At 68.7% G+C, this 18,846-nt stretch carries 15 protein-coding genes; 9 read left to right on the top strand and 6 right to left on the bottom strand.

Going from position 1 to position 18,846, the window contains the following annotated elements:
• Positions 1–2: 2 nt before the first annotated feature.
• The gene (locus ACMGEZ_RS09760; protein WP_436822065.1) at positions 3–950 is read right to left on the bottom strand and encodes an AEC family transporter; all 948 of its coding nucleotides are present in this window, start codon (positions 948–950) and stop codon (positions 3–5) included.
• Positions 951–1,060: 110 nt separating this feature from the next.
• Between ACMGEZ_RS09760 and ACMGEZ_RS09755 the strand changes: the two genes are divergently transcribed.
• Both ACMGEZ_RS09755 and ACMGEZ_RS09750 read left to right on the top strand, forming a co-directional pair.
• Positions 1,061–2,071: an aldo/keto reductase gene (locus ACMGEZ_RS09755; protein ID WP_436822064.1), complete on the top strand. Its 1,011-nt coding sequence runs from the start codon at positions 1,061–1,063 to the stop codon at positions 2,069–2,071.
• Between the two features lie 339 nt (positions 2,072–2,410).
• Positions 2,411–3,589, top strand: a complete 1,179-nt coding sequence (locus ACMGEZ_RS09750; protein WP_436822190.1) for an amino acid kinase family protein — start codon at positions 2,411–2,413, stop codon at positions 3,587–3,589.
• A gap of 70 nt (positions 3,590–3,659) precedes the next feature.
• On the opposite strand, the gene ACMGEZ_RS09745 is transcribed toward ACMGEZ_RS09750, so the two are convergent.
• From ACMGEZ_RS09745 to msrA, 3 genes are all read right to left on the bottom strand, one after another.
• Complete coding sequence (locus tag ACMGEZ_RS09745) at positions 3,660–5,762, bottom strand: TonB-dependent receptor (RefSeq protein ID WP_436822063.1); 2,103 nt, start codon at positions 5,760–5,762, stop codon at positions 3,660–3,662.
• An 80-nt stretch (positions 5,763–5,842) separates the two neighbouring features.
• Positions 5,843–6,250 (bottom strand): hypothetical protein, encoded by a 408-nt coding sequence (locus tag ACMGEZ_RS09740; protein ID WP_436822062.1) that lies wholly within the window; start codon positions 6,248–6,250, stop codon positions 5,843–5,845.
• Positions 6,251–6,270: 20 nt separating this feature from the next.
• Positions 6,271–6,825, bottom strand: a complete 555-nt coding sequence (msrA, locus tag ACMGEZ_RS09735) for a peptide-methionine (S)-S-oxide reductase MsrA (protein ID WP_436822061.1) — start codon at positions 6,823–6,825, stop codon at positions 6,271–6,273.
• Between the two features lie 103 nt (positions 6,826–6,928).
• On the opposite strand from msrA, the gene ACMGEZ_RS09730 reads away from it, so the two are divergent.
• Genes ACMGEZ_RS09730 through ACMGEZ_RS09705 form a run of 6 tightly spaced genes read left to right on the top strand, consistent with a single transcriptional unit; the run spans position 6,929 to position 14,711 of the window.
• Positions 6,929–7,606 carry a TetR/AcrR family transcriptional regulator gene (locus ACMGEZ_RS09730; protein WP_436822060.1) on the top strand — a complete coding sequence of 226 codons (678 nt, stop codon included), beginning with the start codon at positions 6,929–6,931 and terminating at the stop codon, positions 7,604–7,606.
• Positions 7,603–8,754: an efflux RND transporter periplasmic adaptor subunit gene (locus ACMGEZ_RS09725; protein WP_436822059.1), complete on the top strand. Its 1,152-nt coding sequence runs from the start codon at positions 7,603–7,605 to the stop codon at positions 8,752–8,754. Before ACMGEZ_RS09730 ends, ACMGEZ_RS09725 begins: the two co-directional genes overlap by 4 nt.
• A 4-nt stretch (positions 8,755–8,758) precedes the next feature.
• A complete protein-coding gene (locus tag ACMGEZ_RS09720) occupies positions 8,759–12,097 on the top strand; it encodes an efflux RND transporter permease subunit (protein WP_436822058.1) in 3,339 nt (1,112 codons plus the stop codon).
• 31 nt (positions 12,098–12,128) lie between these two features.
• Complete coding sequence (locus ACMGEZ_RS09715) at positions 12,129–12,812, top strand: protein-L-isoaspartate O-methyltransferase family protein (RefSeq protein WP_436822057.1); 684 nt, start codon at positions 12,129–12,131, stop codon at positions 12,810–12,812.
• Positions 12,812–13,150: a rhodanese-like domain-containing protein gene (locus ACMGEZ_RS09710; protein WP_436822056.1), complete on the top strand. Its 339-nt coding sequence runs from the start codon at positions 12,812–12,814 to the stop codon at positions 13,148–13,150. Before ACMGEZ_RS09715 ends, ACMGEZ_RS09710 begins: the two co-directional genes overlap by 1 nt.
• 37 nt (positions 13,151–13,187) lie before the next feature.
• A complete protein-coding gene (locus tag ACMGEZ_RS09705; RefSeq protein ID WP_436822055.1) occupies positions 13,188–14,711 on the top strand; it encodes a TolC family outer membrane protein in 1,524 nt (507 codons plus the stop codon).
• Here ACMGEZ_RS09705 and ACMGEZ_RS09700 read toward each other — a convergent pair.
• The gene (locus tag ACMGEZ_RS09700; protein ID WP_436822054.1) at positions 14,701–15,570 is read right to left on the bottom strand and encodes a hypothetical protein; all 870 of its coding nucleotides are present in this window, start codon (positions 15,568–15,570) and stop codon (positions 14,701–14,703) included. The genes ACMGEZ_RS09705 and ACMGEZ_RS09700 overlap by 11 nt on opposite strands.
• Before the next feature lie 13 nt (positions 15,571–15,583).
• Positions 15,584–16,054 (bottom strand): CesT family type III secretion system chaperone, encoded by a 471-nt coding sequence (locus ACMGEZ_RS09695; protein ID WP_436822053.1) that lies wholly within the window; start codon positions 16,052–16,054, stop codon positions 15,584–15,586.
• 438 nt (positions 16,055–16,492) lie between these two features.
• On the opposite strand from ACMGEZ_RS09695, the gene ACMGEZ_RS09690 reads away from it, so the two are divergent.
• A partial coding sequence (locus tag ACMGEZ_RS09690; protein WP_436822052.1) for a galactose oxidase early set domain-containing protein occupies positions 16,493–18,846 on the top strand: 2,354 nt, incomplete at its 3' end.

Raw genomic sequence — 18,846 nt, 5'->3', positions numbered from 1 at the left:
CGCTAGAGCCACGCCGCCAGCGCCATCACGATCGACAGGGTGACCAGCGCCAGCGCCGTCGACACCGCGACACTCGCGGTCACCAGGTCTTCCGCCGTCTTGTAGCGCTGCGAGAACAGGAACACGTTGGCGCCGATCGGCAGCGCCGCGGCCACCACCATCACCTGCAGCGGCAGCCCGCGCAATCCCAGCAGCCAACCCAGCAGCGCGACGAGCGCCGGATGCGCGAGGTTCTTGATCAAGGCCTGCGACAGCGCCGCACGCCACTGGTGGCCGATGGGCGTTGATGCCAGCGTGATGCCCACCATCACCAGCGCGATCGGCCCGAAGGCCTGGCCCAGCCACGCGATGGGTTTGTCCACGGACTCGGGCAGCGTCAGGCCGGTCTGGGCGAACAGCAGCCCGACGATGATCGGCAGCGGCACCGGATGGACGATGGCGTTGTAGAAGGCACGGCCCAGCGTGCGCAGGATCGGCGCGCGCTCGCCGCCGGGCTCGCGCGCCTGCTCGCGCGCCACCGCGAGCTCCAGCACCAGGGTCGCGCTGGTCAGCAGCACCAGCGAATGCAGCGAGATCAGCGTCAGCAGCACCACCATGCCCTCGGGACCGTAGGCCAGGCCAACCAGCGGAATGCCGATCATCACGGTGTTGCTGAAGGTGTTGGCAAGCGCGATCACGGCCGAGCTGCGGTTGAAGCCGCGCAGCAGGAGCGTCGCCGCGAAGAGCAGGCCGGCCGCGAGGAAGTAGGCCGCCACCGGCCCCAGCCTCAGCTGCTGCACCTGCACCGTGCTCATGGTGCGGAAGAGCAGCGCAGGCGCCAGCAGCAGGAAGATCAGGTTGGAGAGGTCGCGCACCGCGCCGCCGGTGACCCAGCCCCGCCGCCCTGCCAGGAAACCAGTGCCGATGAGCAGGACCACGGGCACGAGCGACGAAAGGACCGATGAATTCACCGCGCGGAGCATACAGGCGCCGGAATGCGCAACACCCCGCGCCCGCTGCACGTTCCCGTGTGCCTGACTATGATGGCCCGCTCTTCCCTCCCCGCCTCCCCAGCACCATCATGAGCATCCCCACCACGCGCCTCGGCCGCACCGGCCTGACCGTCTCGCGCCTCGCGCTCGGCACCATGACCTTCGGCCTGCAGACCGACGAGGCGGTCTCGTTCAGCATCCTCGACAAGGCGACCGAGGCCGGCATCAATTTCCTCGACACCGCCGACGTCTATCCGCTCGGTGGCACGGTCGAGACCACCGGCCGCACCGAGGAGATCATCGGGCGCTGGCTGCAATCGAAGGGCCCGGGCGCGCGCAGACGCTTCGTCATCGCGACGAAGGCGGTCGGCAAGGTCGGCCCGAACCCCTGGGACCAGGGCGCTTCGCGCAAGCACCTGCTCGATGCCATCGATGCGTCGCTCGCACGCCTGCAGACCGACCACGTCGATCTCTACCAGCTGCACAGCGACGACCGCACGACGCCGCTCGACGAGAGCCTGGAAGCGCTCGACACCATCGTCCGCTCGGGCCGCGCGCGCTACGTCGGCGTCTCGAACTTCCTGGCCTACCGGCTCGCGCGCGCCATCGGCGTGTCGGAGCTGCACAAGCTCGCGCGCATCGTGTGCGTGCAGCCACGCTACAGCCTGCTGTTCCGCGAGATCGAGCGCGAGCTGCTGCCGCTCGCCGGCGAAGAAGGCCTGGGCGTGATTCCCTACAACCCGCTGGCCGGCGGGCTGCTCACGGGCAAGTACAAGGCCGGTGCCCAGCCGGAAGACAACACCCGTTTCAAGCTGGGCACCGCCGGCTCGATGTACCAGGACCGCTACTGGAACGAGCGCAGCTTCGCCACCGTCGCCCAGTTGCACGCCATGGCCGATGAGGCCGGCGTGCCGCTCGCGACCTTGGCGGTGGCATGGGTGATGGCCAACCCGCTGGTCACCGCACCGCTGCTGGGCGCGAGCCGCCCGGAGCAGCTGGATGCAACGATCGCGGCAGCCACCTACCCGCTCGACCCCGCACTCAAGCTGCGGCTCGACGAGCTGACCGCCGAGTACCGCAAGGGCGACGCGCCGCGCTGAAGAGAAAAAGGCGTTCGCGCCGTCATCGGGGCGCCTGAGCGGCGCCCCTGCCGTATATCAGGGTCCACCCTAGCTACCAATGTTGGTAGTTGTGGGCGGCGAAGCCTGCCGGCTTAATCGGCCCCGGAGCCGGCAGAGAGCGACCGTGCCGCGCCACCGGCCACCCGCCGAGGGGCCGCCGCTGGTCATCAGCGTCCGCAAGCCGTCCTGACACCTGGTCTTTCAACGGAGCCATCCATGCCGAACCCGCTGCACAGCTTTACCACGACTTGCGCAACGGGAGCATGGCCCACGGCTGAACCGCCGGCCCGGCCAGGTTCCGGCGACAGGACGGCCGTGATGAAGTTCGACGGCTCGTCCTTCGCGACACGGGAACACTTCGGCCCGGTGTGCCAGTGGCTGCGCCGCCGCCTCGACGAGGGCGGACCCCGCCACCGCATCGTCTGCGTGGTCAGCGCGCCCTCGGGGCTGGCCGATCAGTACCGCGACACACTGCTGGCACTGAACCAGAGGCCGAGCGACCGGCTGGTCGACGCGGCCATGCCGCTGGCCGACAGCCTGGGCGCGGTGCTGTTCGCGGCTGCGCTCCAGGCCCATGGCATCAGCGCCACGGTGGCAATGGGCAACCAGATCGGCCTGCGCACCGACATCCACTACACCCGCGCCCGCCTGCAGGCGGTGAACCTCGCGGCGCTGCGGCGGAAACTGGTGCAGCACCAGGTGGTCGTGGTGCCGGGCGGGCAAGGCGCGGCCATACGAGGCGGCGAGACCACCTGGATGGGCAGGGACAGCGCCGACCTCTCGGCCGTCGCGCTGACTGCCGCGCTCGGCGAAGAGGAACTGGAGATCTATTCCGACCTGCCGGGTGTGCACACCTGCGACCCGAACATCGTCGACCGCGCGACGCTGCTTCCGCGCCTGCCGTATGCGCAGGCAATCCAGATGTCGACCTCGGGCGCGAAGGTGCTGCACCACCGCGCCGTCGACCACGCGCTGCAGAACCGGCTTCGCATCGTGTTCCGGCGCAACCATGGCAACTTCGAGACCGGCACCGTGCTGGTGGCCGACGCCGCGTTTCGGCCAGTCATCGTTGCCGATGCACATTCGCAGACTTTCGAAGCCAGCATCGGCACCGCCGAAGACGCGGCGCGCGAATTGGCGGCCGCCGACGTACCGCATGTGCTGATGCCCGGAGCGCACGAAGGCACGCGGCGCGTGGTCGTCACCTGCGGCTTGTTCGATGCCTGGCAGTTCCTTGCCGGCGAGCGCCGGCTGCCGGTGGTCAGGCAGGACACGCGCCTGCTGACGCGCGTGCGGCTCGACGGCGGCGTCAAGCGCGAACTGGTCGCGCCCTCGGTCCTGGTTGCCCGGGCACGCGAGCTGCACGACATCCATTGCGTGCCGGGCTCCCCACCGGCCCGAGCGCGGGCGGAAACACGAGCGCCCTTGCCCGCGGCGCAGCCGCTGAGCGCGAGCCTGTCAGTCCTGGACCGCGCGAACGTGCCCAGCCATGCCTGAGCAGCACCATTGGCATGTCGCCCCGCAGAAGCCGCGCTGAAGCAGCGCGGCGCCCCCTCGCGAGCCTCGGTCAGAAGCTCGCCCGCAACCCCACCTTCAGGCTGCGCCCCGGCAGCGGTGCGTCGGGGAAGGCCGTGGTGGTGAGGATCGAGGTCGCGCTGTAAGCCAGCTTGTTCGTCAGGTTGTCGATGCGCGCATACCAGGTGAGGCTGGCGCGCTGTACCTTCATGCGGTAGGTGATGGCCGCGTTCCACAGCGTGAAGGCATCGGTCGGCCGGGCACCCACGCTCGGCACGCGGCGCTGGGCTGCGTAGTGGTCGAAGCCCAGCCGCGCGGTCCACGGACCGTTGGCGTAGGCCAGCGTGGCGCCCGCACGCGCCGGCGAGATGCGCGGCAGCGGCTCGCCGGTGTCGGTGTTCTTCGCGCGCACCAGGTCGCCACGCCACTGCAGGTCCAGGGTGGAACCATCGGCCGGCTTGGCGAAGCCGTCGGTGCCCAGCAGCCGCAGGTTGCCGCTCGCCTCGAGGCCGCTGAAGCGCGCCCGCACGCCCCGGTAGACGAACTCGTCGACCACGTCGGGGAACACCAGCCCTTCGTCGGTTTCCACCGGGCCCGGGTTGATGTTGCCTTCCTCGTCGCGCACATTGCCCGAGGCCTGCAGCCCGATGTAGTTGCGGAAGCGCGTGACATAGGCGTTGACGCGCGCGTTGTTGGCGCCGGACTTCCATTGGGCGCCGAGGTCGAAGCCCACCGACTTCTCCTTCTGCAGGTCGGGGTTGCCCACCTCCCAGGCCGCGGTGGCCACGTGGGGGCCGTTGGCGAAGAGCTCGTAGTCCTTGGGCGCGCGCTCGGTGTAGGCCAGGTTCGAGGTCAGCTGCCATTGCGGCGTCAGGTTGACGAGCGCACCCAATGCCGCGCTGTTCGGGTGGAAGTCGCGCTCGCCGACGGCGAAGCGGGTGACATCCGGATCGGGCGAGCCCGTCGAGCGCACCTTCACCTGCTCGGTGCGGGCGCCGAAGCTCAGGCGGCCCCACGAAGTGCCCAGCTCCTCGTGCAGGAACAGCGCGTTCGAGCGCGTGCGGCTGTGCGGCGCGAAGGCCTCCTCGCCGTCGGCCGAGAAGCGGTTGGTCTCGCTCGTGAAGCCGATCAGGCCCTCCACGCCGCCGATCTTGCGGTGCCGTGCCTCGATGCGCACGTCGTTGCTCTTGTTGGCGAAGACGGTGCCGGGTTCCCAGCCCTCGAACTCGGTGTGGCGGTAGTCGGTGTGGCTGAGCTTGCCGTGGATGCTCGTGAAGAAGCCGCCGGGCCGCCATTCGCCCTCGAGCGCATAGCGGTCGGACTTCATGTCGATGGTGACGTCGTCCTCCGCGACCGTGCCGTAGTTGCTGCGGTAGGTGCTGGCCGAGGCGCCGATCCAGCCCTGGCCGAAGAACAGCGTGCCCCCGATCGCGCCGCCGTCCGCCCGGTTGGCGGAGTTGCAGATCCTGCGCGCGAGGCCGGGCCGGCGCGGGTTCTCGCAGCCCAGCTCGATCGGCACCTTGGTGTCGTCCGCATCGCGGCTGAAGGCATCCACATGCAGCGCATAGCGGTCGGTGCCGCCTTCGAGCACGACGCCACCGCTCTTCTCGCGGCTGCCCGTCGCGTAGCCGGCATCGACACGGCCGCCGAAGCCGTCGAGCGGCTCGGTGGGGATGCGGTTGTCGATCACGTTGACCACGCCGCCGACCGCGCTGCCGCCGTACTGCAGGGCCGAGGGGCCGCGCAGCACCTCGATGCGCTCGGTCACCAGCGCATCGACCGGCACCGCGTGGTCGTAGCTCAGCGACGAGGCGTCGGGCGCCGAGGCGCCGTTCTGCAGGATGCGGATGCGATCGCCGTCCTGCCCGCGAATCGTGGGCCGGCTCGCGTTCGGTCCGAAGTAGGTGCTGCCGACGCCCGGCAGGTTGTTCAGCGTCTCGCCCAGGGTGGGCTGGGCGCGCAGCAACAGCTGGTCGCCGGACACCGAGGTGGTGGGCGCGATCAGATCGGTGGCACCCAGCGGGTTGCCGGTGACGGTGACTTCGGGCAGCGCGGCGCCACCGGCCGCAGCGGCATCGGATTGCGCCCAGGCAGCGCAGGACACGAAGGAAAGAACGGCAACGCCGACAGCGCTGCGCGTGAAAAGGGATGACATGGGTTTGAAGCTCGTTGAATCGATGGGAAGCCGGCCGCGGCTCGCGAGCGAGCGCAGAGCAACCGGCCGGCAAGGCGGATTCAGCGAGCGGAAGGCGGGCCGCGCGCGTCGAACAGCGCGACCCAGCGGGCGAGTACTTCGCCTTCGAGGTAGAGGAAGACGGCGGCCGGCAGCATGGCCGGCAGCACCACGGCCGGCACGCCGAGCGCGGCCGGGCCGTGGGACAGCTGGTCGTAGAGCCGGCACTCGGCGTCGGTGTGCGTGCCGAAGAGCGCTGAAAACCCATGGGGACCATGGTCTGCATCGCCTTGCTCGACCGCCACCGCGACGCTCGGCGTGTGCGAGCCCGCATGGCCATGGACCGTCCGGTGCACTAGGCCCAGCGTGGTCGCGAACCACAGCGCCAACGCCAGTACGCACATCAGTGCGCGAGCCTTGGCGGGACAGGCTCGGAAACGCCTGGACGGCATCGAGGGCATGAACGGCATGAACAGGGCGGAAGGCCGGATCAGGCCTTCTTGACCCTCGACGCGAAGGTCTTCTGGAACTTCTCGACCTTGGGCCCGACCACGAAGGCGCAGTAGCCCTGGTTCGGGTTGTTCAGGAAATAGTCCTGGTGGTAGGCCTCGGCCGCCGAGTAGTTGGCCAGCGGCTTGACCTCGGTGACGACCGGCGCGCGATAGGTCTTGCTTGCCTCGATCTCGCGGATCACTTCTTCGGCCACCTGCTTCTGCGCCTCGTCGACGTAGTAGATGCCGCTGCGGTACTGCGTGCCCACGTCGTTGCCCTGGCGGTTCAGGGTGGTCGGGTCGTGCACGACGAAGAAGATCTCGAGGATCTCGCGCAGCGTGATCTGCGCCGGGTCGAAAACCAGCTTCACCACCTCGGCATGGCCGGTGCGCCCGGTGCAGACCTGCTCGTAGCTGGGTTTGACGGTCTCGCCGTTGCTGTAGCCCGACTCGACGTCGAGCACCCCCTGCACGCGGTCGAACACCGCCTCGGTGCACCAGAAGCAGCCGCCGCCCAGCACGATGGTCTCGGTGTACGGTGATGGCGTGGACATGGATTCTCCGTGGGGCTCGAAATGGCGGAACCCCGCATTGTGGCGGCTTGACGGGCCCGGATGCGCTCACTACATTACTAACCCGTCAGTCATTAAGAATTCGATGCCCGCCTCCCGCTTCATCAGCGACAAGTTCTTCCCCGAACGCGCCAAGCGCGAGCGCCGCAAGGAGGCGCGCCCCGGAGAGCTGCTGGAGGCGGCGCTGGATCTCTTCGTCGACAAGGGCTTCGCCGCCACCCGCGCGGAAGAAGTGGCGGCGCGCGCCGGGGTCTCCAAGGGCACCCTCTTCCTCTACTTCCCGAGCAAGGAAGAGCTCTTCAAGGCGGTGGTGATCGAGAACCTGGCCGGCCGCTTCACCGAGTGGAACGCCGAGTTCGAGGCCTTCGAGGGCAGCACCTCCGACATGCTGCGCTATTGCATGCGCGTCTGGTGGGAACGCGTGGGGTCCACCAAGGCCTCCGGGCTGACCAAGCTGATGCTGAGCGAAGGCCGCAACTTTCCCGAGCTCGCCGAGTTCTACCGCCAGGAAGTGGTGCGGCCCGGGCACAGGCTCCTGCGGCGCATCATCCGCCGCGGCATCGACAGCGGCGAGTTCGCGCCGGTGGACGTGGACCATGCGATCTACGCCGTGATCGCGCCGATGATCTTCCTGATGCTGTGGAAGCACTCGGCCATGATCTGCGTCGACGACGAATCCGAGATCGATCCCGAGAAGTACCTCGCGATCCAGGCCGAGACCGTATTGCACGGCCTCAACATGCCGCCGAAGGCGGGCCCATGAAACGCCTCTGGAAATGGGCCGCGGTGGCGCTGGCCCTCGTGCTGCTCGCCGCAGGCGTGCTGCGCGCGCTCGAGGCGCGCCGTGCGCAGCAGGCCGCGGCCTCCGCAGGTGCGCCGGTCGAGACCGTCGTGCAGCTGGCCGCCGCCGACATCGTGCGCGCGACCAAGCGCGAGCTGGCGCAGACGCTGGCGGTCTCGGGCACGCTCAGGGCGGTCGATTCGGCGCTGGTCAAGGCGCGCGTGCCCGGCGAGCTGGTGGGCCTCACCGTGCGCGAGGGCGACACGGTGAAGGCCGGCCAGGTGATCGCCCGCATCGAGCCCACCGAATACCACTCGCGCGTTCGCCAGGCCCAGGAACAGGCAGAAAGCGCCCGCGCCCAGGTCGAGGTCGCGCAGCGCACCTACGACAACAACAAGGCACTGGTGGAGCAGGGCTTCATCTCGCGCACCGCGCTCGACACCTCGCAGTCGAACCTCAATGCCGCACGCTCCACGCACCGCGCGGCGCTCGCGGCGGTGGAGATGGCCCACAAGTCGCTCAGCGACACGGTGCTCACGAGTCCCCTCAGCGGCCAGGTGGCGCAGCGCTTCGCGCAGAACGGCGAACGCGTGTCGGTCGATGCGCGGGTGATCGAGGTGGTGGACCTGAGCCGCATCGAGGTCGAGGCCACGGTGTCCTCGGCCGATTCGGTCGCAGTGCGGGTGGGCCAGCGCGCGGCGCTGCAGATCGAAGGCAGCAGCGGGCCCGGTCCCGCCGCCGGCGAACGCAGCGTGGGCGCGAGCGTGGTGCGCGTCAATCCGAGCGCGCAGGCCGGCAGCCGCAGCGTGCTGGTCTACCTGCGGCTGGATCGCAGCGAGGGCTTCCGCCAGGGCCTGTTCGCACAGGGCACGCTGGACGTCGGGCGCACCGAGGGGCTCGCGCTGCCGCTGTCGGCAGTGCGCATCGACAAGCCCGCGCCTTATGTGCAGATGGTGATCGAAGGCCGCATCGCGCATCGCCAGGTCAGGACCGGCGCGCGCGGCCAGGTCGGCGGCCAGACCTTGGTCGCGGTGCAGGGCATCGACGAGGGCGCGACCGTGGTGGCCGGCACCGTCGGCCCGCTGCGCGAAGGCACGGCCGTGCGCCTGGCGCCTGCCACGGCGCCCTGACACCATGTGGTTCACCCGCGTCAGCCTGAAGAACCCGGTCTTCGCGACCATGCTGATGCTGGCGCTGGTGGTGCTGGGCATCTTCTCGTACCAGCGGCTTCAGGTCGACCAGTTCCCCAACATCGACTTCCCGGTCGTGGTGGTGATCACCGAATACCCCGGTGCCTCGCCCGAGATCGTGGAGAGCGAGGTGACCAAGAAGGTCGAGGAAGGCGTCAATTCCATCGCCGGCATCAACGCCCTGACCTCGCGCAGCTACGAGGGCCAGTCGGTGGTGATCATCGAGTTCCAGCTCTACGTGGACGGGCGAAAGGCGGCCGACGACGTGCGCGAGAAGGTGTCCGCGGTGCGGCCGCTGTTCCGCGACGAGGTGAAGGAGCCGCGCGTGCTGCGCTTCGATCCGGCGTCGCGGCCGGTGTGGTCGGTGGCGGTGTTGCCCGATGGAAGCACGAGCGACGCCGGGCCGCCCCAAGGCGCGAGCGCCCCCTCGGGGGGCAGCGCAGCACGCGCAGCGGCAAGCGTGGGGGCCACATTCATTCAACCGAGCGCCGTCGAGCTCACCAACTGGGCCGACCAGGTGCTGAAGAAGCGCCTCGAGAACGTGCGCGGCGTCGGCTCGGTCACGCTGGTGGGCGGCACCAAGCGCGAGATCAACATCTACCTCGACCCGCAGGCCATGGAGGCCTTCGGCGTCAGCGCGCAGCAGGTGGTGGAGGCGGTGCGCAGCGAGAACCAGGCACTGCCGGTGGGCGCGGTGCGCTCGCTGGAGCAGGAGCGCGTCGTGCAGATCGATGCGCGCATGGAGCGGCCCGAGGACTTCGGCCGCATCATCCTCGCGCGCAAGGGCGGCGCGCCGATCCGCATCGACCAGGTGGCGCGGGTGAGCGACGGCGCGCAGGAGATCGACAGCCTCGCGCTCTACAACGGCCAGCGCACGCTGCTGCTGTCGGTGCAGAAGGCGCAGGACGAGAACACCATCAAGGTGGTGGACGGCCTGCGCAAGGCGCTGGCGGACATCCGGCCGCAGCTGCCGCCGGGCGTGAAGCTCGAGCCCATCGGCGACGCCTCGCGGCCGATCCGCGTGGCCGTGGACAACGTGCGCAAGACGCTGCTCGAGGGAGCCCTGCTCACGGTGCTGATCGTCTTCCTGTTCCTCAACTCCTGGCGCTCGACCGTGATCACCGGCCTGACGCTGCCCATCGCGTTGATCGGCACCTTCTGGTTCATGGCGATGTTCGGCTTCACCATCAACATGGTGACGCTGATGGCGCTGTCGCTGTGCGTCGGCCTCCTCATCGACGACGCGATCGTGGTGCGCGAGAACATCGTGCGCCACGTGCAGATGGGCAAGGCGCCCTACGCCGCCGCGCTGGACGGCACGCAGGAGATCGGGCTGGCGGTGCTGGCGACCACGCTGTCCATCGTCGCGGTGTTCCTGCCGATCGGCTTCATGGAAGGCATCATCGGCAAGTTCTTCCACGAGTTCGGCATCACCATCGTGGCGGCCGTGCTGATCTCGATGTTCGTGAGCTTCACGCTGGACCCGATGCTGTCGAGCGTGTGGCACGACCCCGCCATCCACGCGCAGGGGCAGCACGGAGAGCGCAAGGCCGGCCTCTACGACAGGACCATCGGCCGCGTCACCGGCTGGTTCGACCGCGCGACCGACCGCCTGGGCGAGGGCTACCAGTCCATCCTGCGCTGGTCGCTCGCGCACCGGCTCGCAACGGTCTTCTCGGCCATCGGCATCTTCGTGCTCAGCGTGACGATGGTCCCGCTGCTGGGCACCGAGTTCGTACCCAAGGCCGACTATTCGGAAACGGCCATCAACTTCTACACCCCGGTCGGCTCGTCGCTGGAAGTGACCGAGTCCAAGGCCCGCCAGGTCGAAGGCATCCTGCGCGAGATGCCCGAGGTGCGCTACACGCTCAGCACCATCAACACCGGCGACGCGCAGGGCAAGATCTACGCGAGCATCTACGTGCGCCTGGTCGACCGCAAGGAGCGCAGCCGCAGCGTGGACCAGATGTCGACGGTGCTGCGCGAACGCCTGCACACCGTGCCGGGCATCACCGTTACCCACGTGGGCCTGCGCGACTCGGTGGGCGGCAACAAGCAGATCGAGTTCTCGCTGCAAGGCCCCGACCTGCAGGAGCTGGAGCGGCTCACGCAGCGGGTGATGGAAGCCATTCGCCCGATCCCCGGGCTGGTCGACCTCGACTCGAGCCAGAAGCCCAACAAGCCGACCGTGAGCGTGGTGCTGCGGCGCGACGCAGCCTCCGACCTGGGCCTGGGCGTGGCGCCGATCGCCGCCGCGCTGCGCACCCTGGTGGCCGGCACCACGGTGGGCAACTGGCGCGCGCCCGACGACCAGACCTACGACGTCAACGTGCGCCTCGCGCCCGAGGTGCGCAACTCGCCGGCCGACCTGGCGCGCCTGCCCTTCGTCAGCACGGCCATGGGCGCCAACGCCGACGGCTCCAGCCGCATCGTGCGCCTGCAGCAGGTGGCCGAGGTGCGCGAGACCACCGGGCCCAACCAGATCAACCGGCGCGCGCTGGCGCGCGAGGTCAGCATCAACGCCAACGTCGCGAACCGCTCGGCCGGGGAGGTCTCGGCCGACATCCGCACCGCGCTGGCCCAAATCGCCTTTCCACCGGGTTACGGCTGGCAGTTCAGCGGTTCGACAAAGAACATGCAGGAGTCCTTCGGCTATGCAGTGTCGGCACTGGCGCTGGCGGTCATCTTCATCTACATGATCCTCGCCAGCCAGTTCAAGAGCTTCCTGCAGCCGCTGGCGCTGATGACCGCCCTCCCGCTGACGCTGATCGGCGTGGTGCTGGCGCTGATGCTCTTCGGCTCCACGCTCTCGATGTTCTCGATCATCGGCATCGTGATGCTGATGGGCCTGGTGACCAAGAACGCGATCCTGCTGGTGGACTTCGCGATCCGCGCGCGCCAACCCGTGGTCGCCGCCGACGGCAGCACCACCCCCGGCCTGCCGCGCGCCGAGGCCCTGCTGCTGGCCGCCCGCGTGCGGCTGCGCCCGATCCTGATGACCACGCTGGCGATGATCTTCGGCATGGTGCCGCTGGCCTTCGCGCTCAGCGAGGGCTCGGAGCAGCGCGCGCCCATGGGCCAGGCCGTGATCGGCGGCGTGATCACCTCGTCGCTGCTGACGCTGGTGGTGGTGCCGGTCGTCTATTGCTACATGGACGACCTCGCCACGTGGGCCAGGCGCATCTGGCGCGGCGAGAAGAAGCCGGCGATGGCGGCGAAGACGGTGCAAGGCACCGACACGGACATCGCAAAACCGGCCCCTAGAATCGAAAGTTTGTCCTGAATCGACCCCGACACGCACGAGGAAAAAGTCCATGATCCCCAACCCCGACCTGGAGCGCCTGCGCTTCAACATGATCGAACAGCAGATCCGTCCCTGGGATGTGCTGGACCTCGAGGTCCTCGACCTGCTCGCGCAGATCCGGCGCGAGGACTATGTGCCCAAGGCCCATCGCAGCCTGGCCTTCTTCGACATGGAAATCCCGCTCGAAGGCGCCACCCGCAAGGAGCCCGGCCAGTGCATGCTCTCGCCCAAGGTCGAGGCCCGCATGCTGCAGGACCTGCACGTGAAGAAGCACGAGACGGTGCTCGAGATCGGCAGCGGCTCCGGCTTCATGGCCGCGCTGCTGGCGCACCGCGCAGCGCAGGTGCTGACGCTGGAGATCGACCCCGGCCTCGCCGCCGTGGCCGCCGAGAACCTGCGCCGCAATGGCGTGAACAACGTCGAGGTGCGCAACGCCGACGGCTCGGTGCCGCTGCCGAGCGGCCCGACCTTCGACGTGATCGTTCTCAGCGGCTCGGTCGCGCGCCTGCCGCAGGGCCTCATGGGCTCGCTCAAGATGGGCGGCCGCCTGGCCGCGATCGTGGGCGACGAGCCGATGATGCGCGCCCACTTCGTCACCCGCGTGGGCGAAGGCAAGTGGGACATCACGCAGCCGTGGGACACGGTCGCGCCGCGCCTGCTCAACTTCCCGGCGCCCTCGCGCTTCGTCTTCTGATGATCGACCAAGTGCCGCCAGGCCGCCTGGCCGACTGGTTCGCCCTCGATCCGGCAGCAGCACCAGTGCTGCTGGACGTGCGCGAACCCTGGGAACGGCAGACCGCAAGCGTCACGCCGCAGGGCTTCACGCTGGTCGTCATTCCGATGAACGAGATTCCGGCGCGCCTCTCGGAGCTCGACCCGGGCCAGCGCATTGCCTGCCTGTGCCACCACGGGGCGCGCAGCCAGCGCGTGGCCGCCTTCCTCGCCCAGAACGGCTTCGCCGAGGTGGCGAATGTCGCCGGCGGCATCGACGCCTGGTCGACACAGCACGACCCCTCCGTTCCACGCTACTGAGAAGCACCGCTTCCGCCCTGCTGATCAAGGACCCTTCATGCCCGTGTTCCGGCTTCTTCCCCTCACGGCGGCCCTCGCCGCCGCGATCGCATTGCCGGCCCACGGCCAGAGCCTGATCGAACTCTATGAATCGGCGCGCGGCTACGACGCCACCTACCAGGCTGCCCGCGCCCAGTACGACGCCAACCTGGCGCGCGCCGCGCAGGCCAGGGCCGGCATCCTGCCCAGCGTGGGCCTGTCGGCCGGCGCCTCCCACACCGAGCTCGATGTGACGACACCGGCCGGCGGCATCAACCGCGGCTTCAATACGCAGAGCGCGGGCATCAACGCCATCCAGCCGCTCTACAGGCCCGCGAACTGGGCCACCTACGAGCAGGGCAAGCGCCAGGTCGACATCGCGCAGGCGGTGCTCACCATCGCCGACCAGGATCTCGTGGTGCGCGTGAGCCAAGCCTATTTCGACGTGCTGTCCGCGCAGGACACGCTGTCGCTGGTGCGTGCACAGAAGGCCGCGGTGGCCGAGCAACTGGCGGCTGCCAAGCGCAACTTCGAGGTCGGCACCTCGACCATCACCGACACGCGCGAGGCGCAGGCGCGCCATGACCTGGTGGTGTCGCAGGAGATCGCGGCGGAGAACGACCTGCAGGTCAAGAAGATCGCACTCGACCAGCTGGTCGGCCGCCCCGGCAGCGTGCCGGTGCCACTGGCCGCGCCGGTGCAGCTGCCCGAGGTGGTGCCCGCCGACATGAACGCCTGGGTGGCGCAGGCCGAGGACGTGAATCCTTCGATCCGCCAGGCGCGGCTCGGCCTGGACGTGGCATCGCTCGAGGTGCAGAAGGCGCAGGCCGGCCACAAGCCGACCATCGATGCCAACCTGGGCTACAACGTCACCAACAATCCGCAGGGCACCAGCACCACCACCGGCCGCTCGCGCATCAATGCGGGCACCATCGGCGTCACCTTCAGCATGCCGCTGTTCGCGGGCTACGCGATCGAGAACCGCGTGAAGGAAACGCTGGCGCTCGAAGATCAGTCGCGCTCGGTGCTCGAATCCACGCGCCGCAGCGTCACCCAGGCCACCCGCGCGGCCTACCTGGGCCTGGTCTCCGGCGCTGGCCAGGTGAAGGCGCTCGAAGCAGCGGAAGCCTCCAGCCAAAGCGCTCTCGACGCCAACCGCCTGGGCTACCAGGTGGGCGTGCGCATCAACATCGACGTGCTCAATGCCCAAAGCCAGCTCTACCAGACCAAGCGCGACCTCGCCGTGGCGCGCTACAACGTGCTGCTGGGCAACCTGAGGCTGCGGCAGGCCAACGGCACGCTGACGCCGGACGACCTGCGCGCGATCAACGGCACGCTGGCGACCGATGGCCGCCCGGCCGTCGACATGACCGTGACGCCGCCGCAACCGCCGGCTTCGCAGCCGGCCACCCCGGGGCGGCCGCCGGGCGCACCCGTCATCATTCCGCCGGTGCCGCCCGTCCAGACGCCGCCTTTCGCACCGACGCCGCCGACGATGCCCTCGCCGCCTCCGCCGCCGGTGATCTTGCCGCCTACGCGTTGAGGACGTTGAAGCTGTTCACTTTGTCGAGCGGAATCGATTCGACCGTGTTGTTTTCGTTCACGGCGGTAAAGGACAAGCCATCTCGAGCGAGCTGCTGAGGAGTGACCTTGCGTTCCGTCGTCGGGGAATCCGCCAGGGACAACGCAACTGGCCGCCACTTGTTCTTTTGTTCCATGTCCCAAAGCTCGAAGCGGGCCCTCTTCGGGTTGAAGCCCGGGAGATCCTCCCATTTGGAAGGATCCGATTTCCCTGACGGTTCAACCGGCTTCAGCGAAACGGTTGCGCCGGGCCGTTCGGTAGCCGGCGCCGAAGACGCCGGGACCGAAGCCGGTGCAGGCACGTTGGCGGCTTGCGGCACCGGGTTGAAGGAAGGTGCTGCGGGAGCGGCAGGCGCATTGCCCGCTGCCAGTTGCTTTGGGGTTTGCATGGGCATCGGCTTCGGTGGGGGCGCCATGCCCTTGGAGCGCGCGGATGCCTGCATGCAGACATAGGTGAAGTACAGCATCGACACGGTCGTGACTTGGTACGTCGCCGTCTGCCCGAAGAGCATGGCGCCGGCCGGATGCTCTCGGGTGCGCTCGAACAGCGCACGAGCAGGGTCCTTTGCCTGCGGCCGAGCCTGGGACGAGACCGAGAAGCGATAGCTCGCATGGATCGAGACTGTCGTCACCGTCGCCCTGTACGCGACGAAACCGGAGATGAAGCCTGCCGTGTTGCCTGGATTGTGCGGCGCCGGAAGGCGCGAGCCCAGCATGAAGCCGGCATAGACGGCGGTTCGCGTCTGCGTCACTGACACGGACGCAGTGACGGCCAACATGGACAGGGTGGAGCCGACCCGAGATTGCTGTTGAATGTTCATGGATGTCTCCTTCTCAAGCCGCGGCCGAAGCGGCCATGTCCGCCCTGGGCTCGAACACCGGATGGGTCCCCAGGTGCCGAACGGCTGCGCAGGTGGCAAGGTGGCCCTTCAGGACATCGAGGACACGCTCGCCATTGGAAGCCCCCTCCTCGAGCTGAACATGCATGCGCAATGCCGCATGGCTCGTGCCCGGAATGAGCACGTAGGTGCCGGACTGCGCGGACAGGTGCGAATTGGCCTCGAGAAGCTGGCGAAGGATCTCCGGCTCGGCACTTGAGGGAATCTCGCCGATCTCTGCCAGCAGGCTCAGCGTCTGGCCTTCGTCCGCCGTATGGTCCTGAAAGTAGAAGCGCATCCCGTCGGCTTCGACGCTGGCGGTCTTGAGAATCTCGGAGGGCTCGAGGCCGATCAGTTCTGCGAGCTCGTGCAGGGTCTGCACATAGAGCGAGGCGTTCGGGTTCTCGCTGAGCGATGTCGGTTGCATGTAGCGTTCCTTGGGTTGTGATGAAGTCGAATGACATCGGTCAGTAACCGGATCAGCTCTTCCGGTTCCGAACCGAGGGAACGTCCCTCGCTTCCGCGCAGCCGCGGCGGGGCGTAGGAAAGCGCCGCGTTTACGGCAGACGTTACGTTTGAGCGGATATAACTACAAAGCATTCATATCCTCACAAACCTGACCTGATCACAGATGCCGCCGCAGCGCTCCCCCTCCTCCTCTTCCTCTTCTTCGTTTCGCCTCACCCTGATCGCAATTTCGGTGGGGGCCTTGATAGCAGGATGCGGGGGAGGCAGCGGTGGCGGTACAACCTCCGGACTGTCAGCGACCTCGGGCGCGGCGCCGGAGCAAAGCAGCAGCAGCGGTGGCCAGACCGGCTCGAGCGGCAGCGATGCGGCGGCCAAGCCAGGCAAGCCCCGGCGCGCCGTGCGCACCCTGCTCGACATCGAGCGTGAACGCGCCCGCGAGCGCGACGTGCCGGCGCCCATCGACCGAGGCGACGGCCCCAGGAGCAAGAAGTCGGAGCTGCAGGCGGGCACTTCTGCAGGGCCCGGGGTGCTGGGCCAGTGGTCTTCCGCCAGCAGTTGGCCGATCAATGCCATCCACGCCATCCTGACCCCGGACGGCAAGATCATGAGCTACGGCACCGACCCCGACGGCAACCAGGGCGCGCAGCTCTACTACGACGTCTGGAACCCCGCCACCAACGCGCACAGCCTGCTGCAGCATTCCACCCGCACCGACCTCTTCTGCAACGCGCAGGTGATGCTGCCGACCACGGGCCAGGTGCTGCTCGCGGGCGGCGACACCCGCGGCCTGAACGACGGTACGCCGGTGAACCTGGGCGTGCGCGACACCAACCTGTTCGACCCGGTGCTGCTGGAACTGAAAGCCTCCGGCACGCCCATGCAGTACGCGCGCTGGTACGGCTCGCTGTTCCCGCTGGCGGACGGCCGGGTGCTGACCGCCGCCGGCATCGACGAAACCGCCGCCGGCGCCGGGCCGCCGGAGCTCTACACGCCCGGATCGGGCTGGCGGACGCTGTCCAAGATCGCCAACTGGCCTGCGGACTGGTATTACCCGCGCGGCTTCCTGGCGCCGAACGGCAAGGTCGTGATTGCGAGCGGCAGCACCCTCTACAGCCTCGACGTCGAAGCCGAGACGATGGACACCATCGGCACGCTGCCCAGGAACACCGACTGGATGCTGCCCTGGGCTCTCTTCGACCGCGGCCGCATGATGATGGTCGATGACGAAGGCGGCGCGATGGTGGTCGACGTGAACGGCGCCACCCCGGTCATCACACCGATCGCGGGGCCCGGCACCAACCGCGTCTGGGGCACGGCGACCGTGCTGGCCGATGGGAAAGTCGCCGTCACCGGCGGCTCGTCGGAAGACAACGTGCTGGTCGATACCGCCTTCTCCACCCTGATCTGGGACCCGAAGACCAACGGCTGGACGACTGGCGCCTCGGCCGCCAAGCCGCGCCTCTATCACTCTTCCGCGATCCTGCTTCCGGATGCCACGGTGCTCTCCGTCGGCGGCGGCTCGCCAGGGCCGGTGGTCAACCTCAACGCCGAGATCTACTCGCCGCCCTATCTCTTCGACAGCAACGGCCAGAAGCAGGCGCGCCCGCTGATCAACTCGGCGCCGGCCACCGTGGACCTGGGGTCGACCTTCGGCATCACGGTGGCATCGGGCCGGGCTATCCAGCGCGTGACGCTGGTCCGCACCGGCTCGGTGACCCATTCAACCAACTTCGAGCAGCGCTTCCTGGAGCTGCCCTTCACGCAGGCGGCAGGTAGCTCCAACGTGAGCATCACCTTGAACGAAGGGCCGAACACGGTGCCGATCGGCTACTACATGCTCTTCGTGATCGATAGCGCCGGCGTGCCCTCGGTAGCCAAGATCATGAAGGTCGATGCCAGTTGGGCCAAGGCGGTCCACCAGGGCCAGAGCTTCACGCTGCCAGCGGCGACGACGGTGCGCTATGGCACCGGCAGCCGCTGGGTGCAGAAGACGGCGTCCGGCACCGTGGCATGCAGCAACGAGTTCTTCGGTGCCAATCCGGCTCCCGGCCTGGCGAAGACGTGCGAGGTGCTGACGCCGCAGGTTGGGGGCGTCGTGCCCGGCAGCCAGCCGGCTTCCGGCGACAAGCTGGTCGCCAACGAGGGCGGCAGCTTCAGCATGGCCAGCGCGACCCTCGTGAGCTTCGGGGCGGACACCCGCTGGACCAGCAAGACCGTCGCGGGAAGCGCGAGCTGCACCAGCACGTTCTTCGGCGCCGATCCGGCACCGATGACCGCGAAGTCCTGCTTCGCGAGTGCTGCGCCTGCGCCTGCACCTGCACCCGCACCCGCACCCGCACCTGCACCTGCACCTGCACCTGCACCTGCACCTGCGCCTGCACCGGCACCGGCACCTGCACCGGCACCTGCACCGGCACCTGCACCGGCACCTGCGCCGGCTCCCGCTCCTGCACCGGCGCCGACATACACCACGCTCGCGAAGGAAGGCGAGAGCTTCACGGTTCCGACAGGGACGCTGGTCCGCTACGGCGCAGACACGCGCTGGGTCACACGGACAGTGAGCGGCAGCGGAAGCTGCACCAACGCCTTCTTCGGGTCGGACCCCGCGCCTTTCACGGCGAAGTCGTGCATGACTCCAACGCCCGCTCCGGCTCCGGCTCCGGCTCCGGCTCCGGCTCCAGCTCCAGCTCCAGCTCCAGCTCCAGCTCCAGCTCCAGCTCCAGCTCCAGCTCCAGCTCCAGCTCCAGCTCC

The organism is Variovorax stachyos (assembly GCF_051400855.1).
Lineage (GTDB): Bacteria > Pseudomonadota > Gammaproteobacteria > Burkholderiales > Burkholderiaceae_C > Variovorax.
The sequence above is the reverse complement of the archived record's forward strand: the minus strand, read 5'-3'. Positions and strand labels throughout refer to the sequence as shown.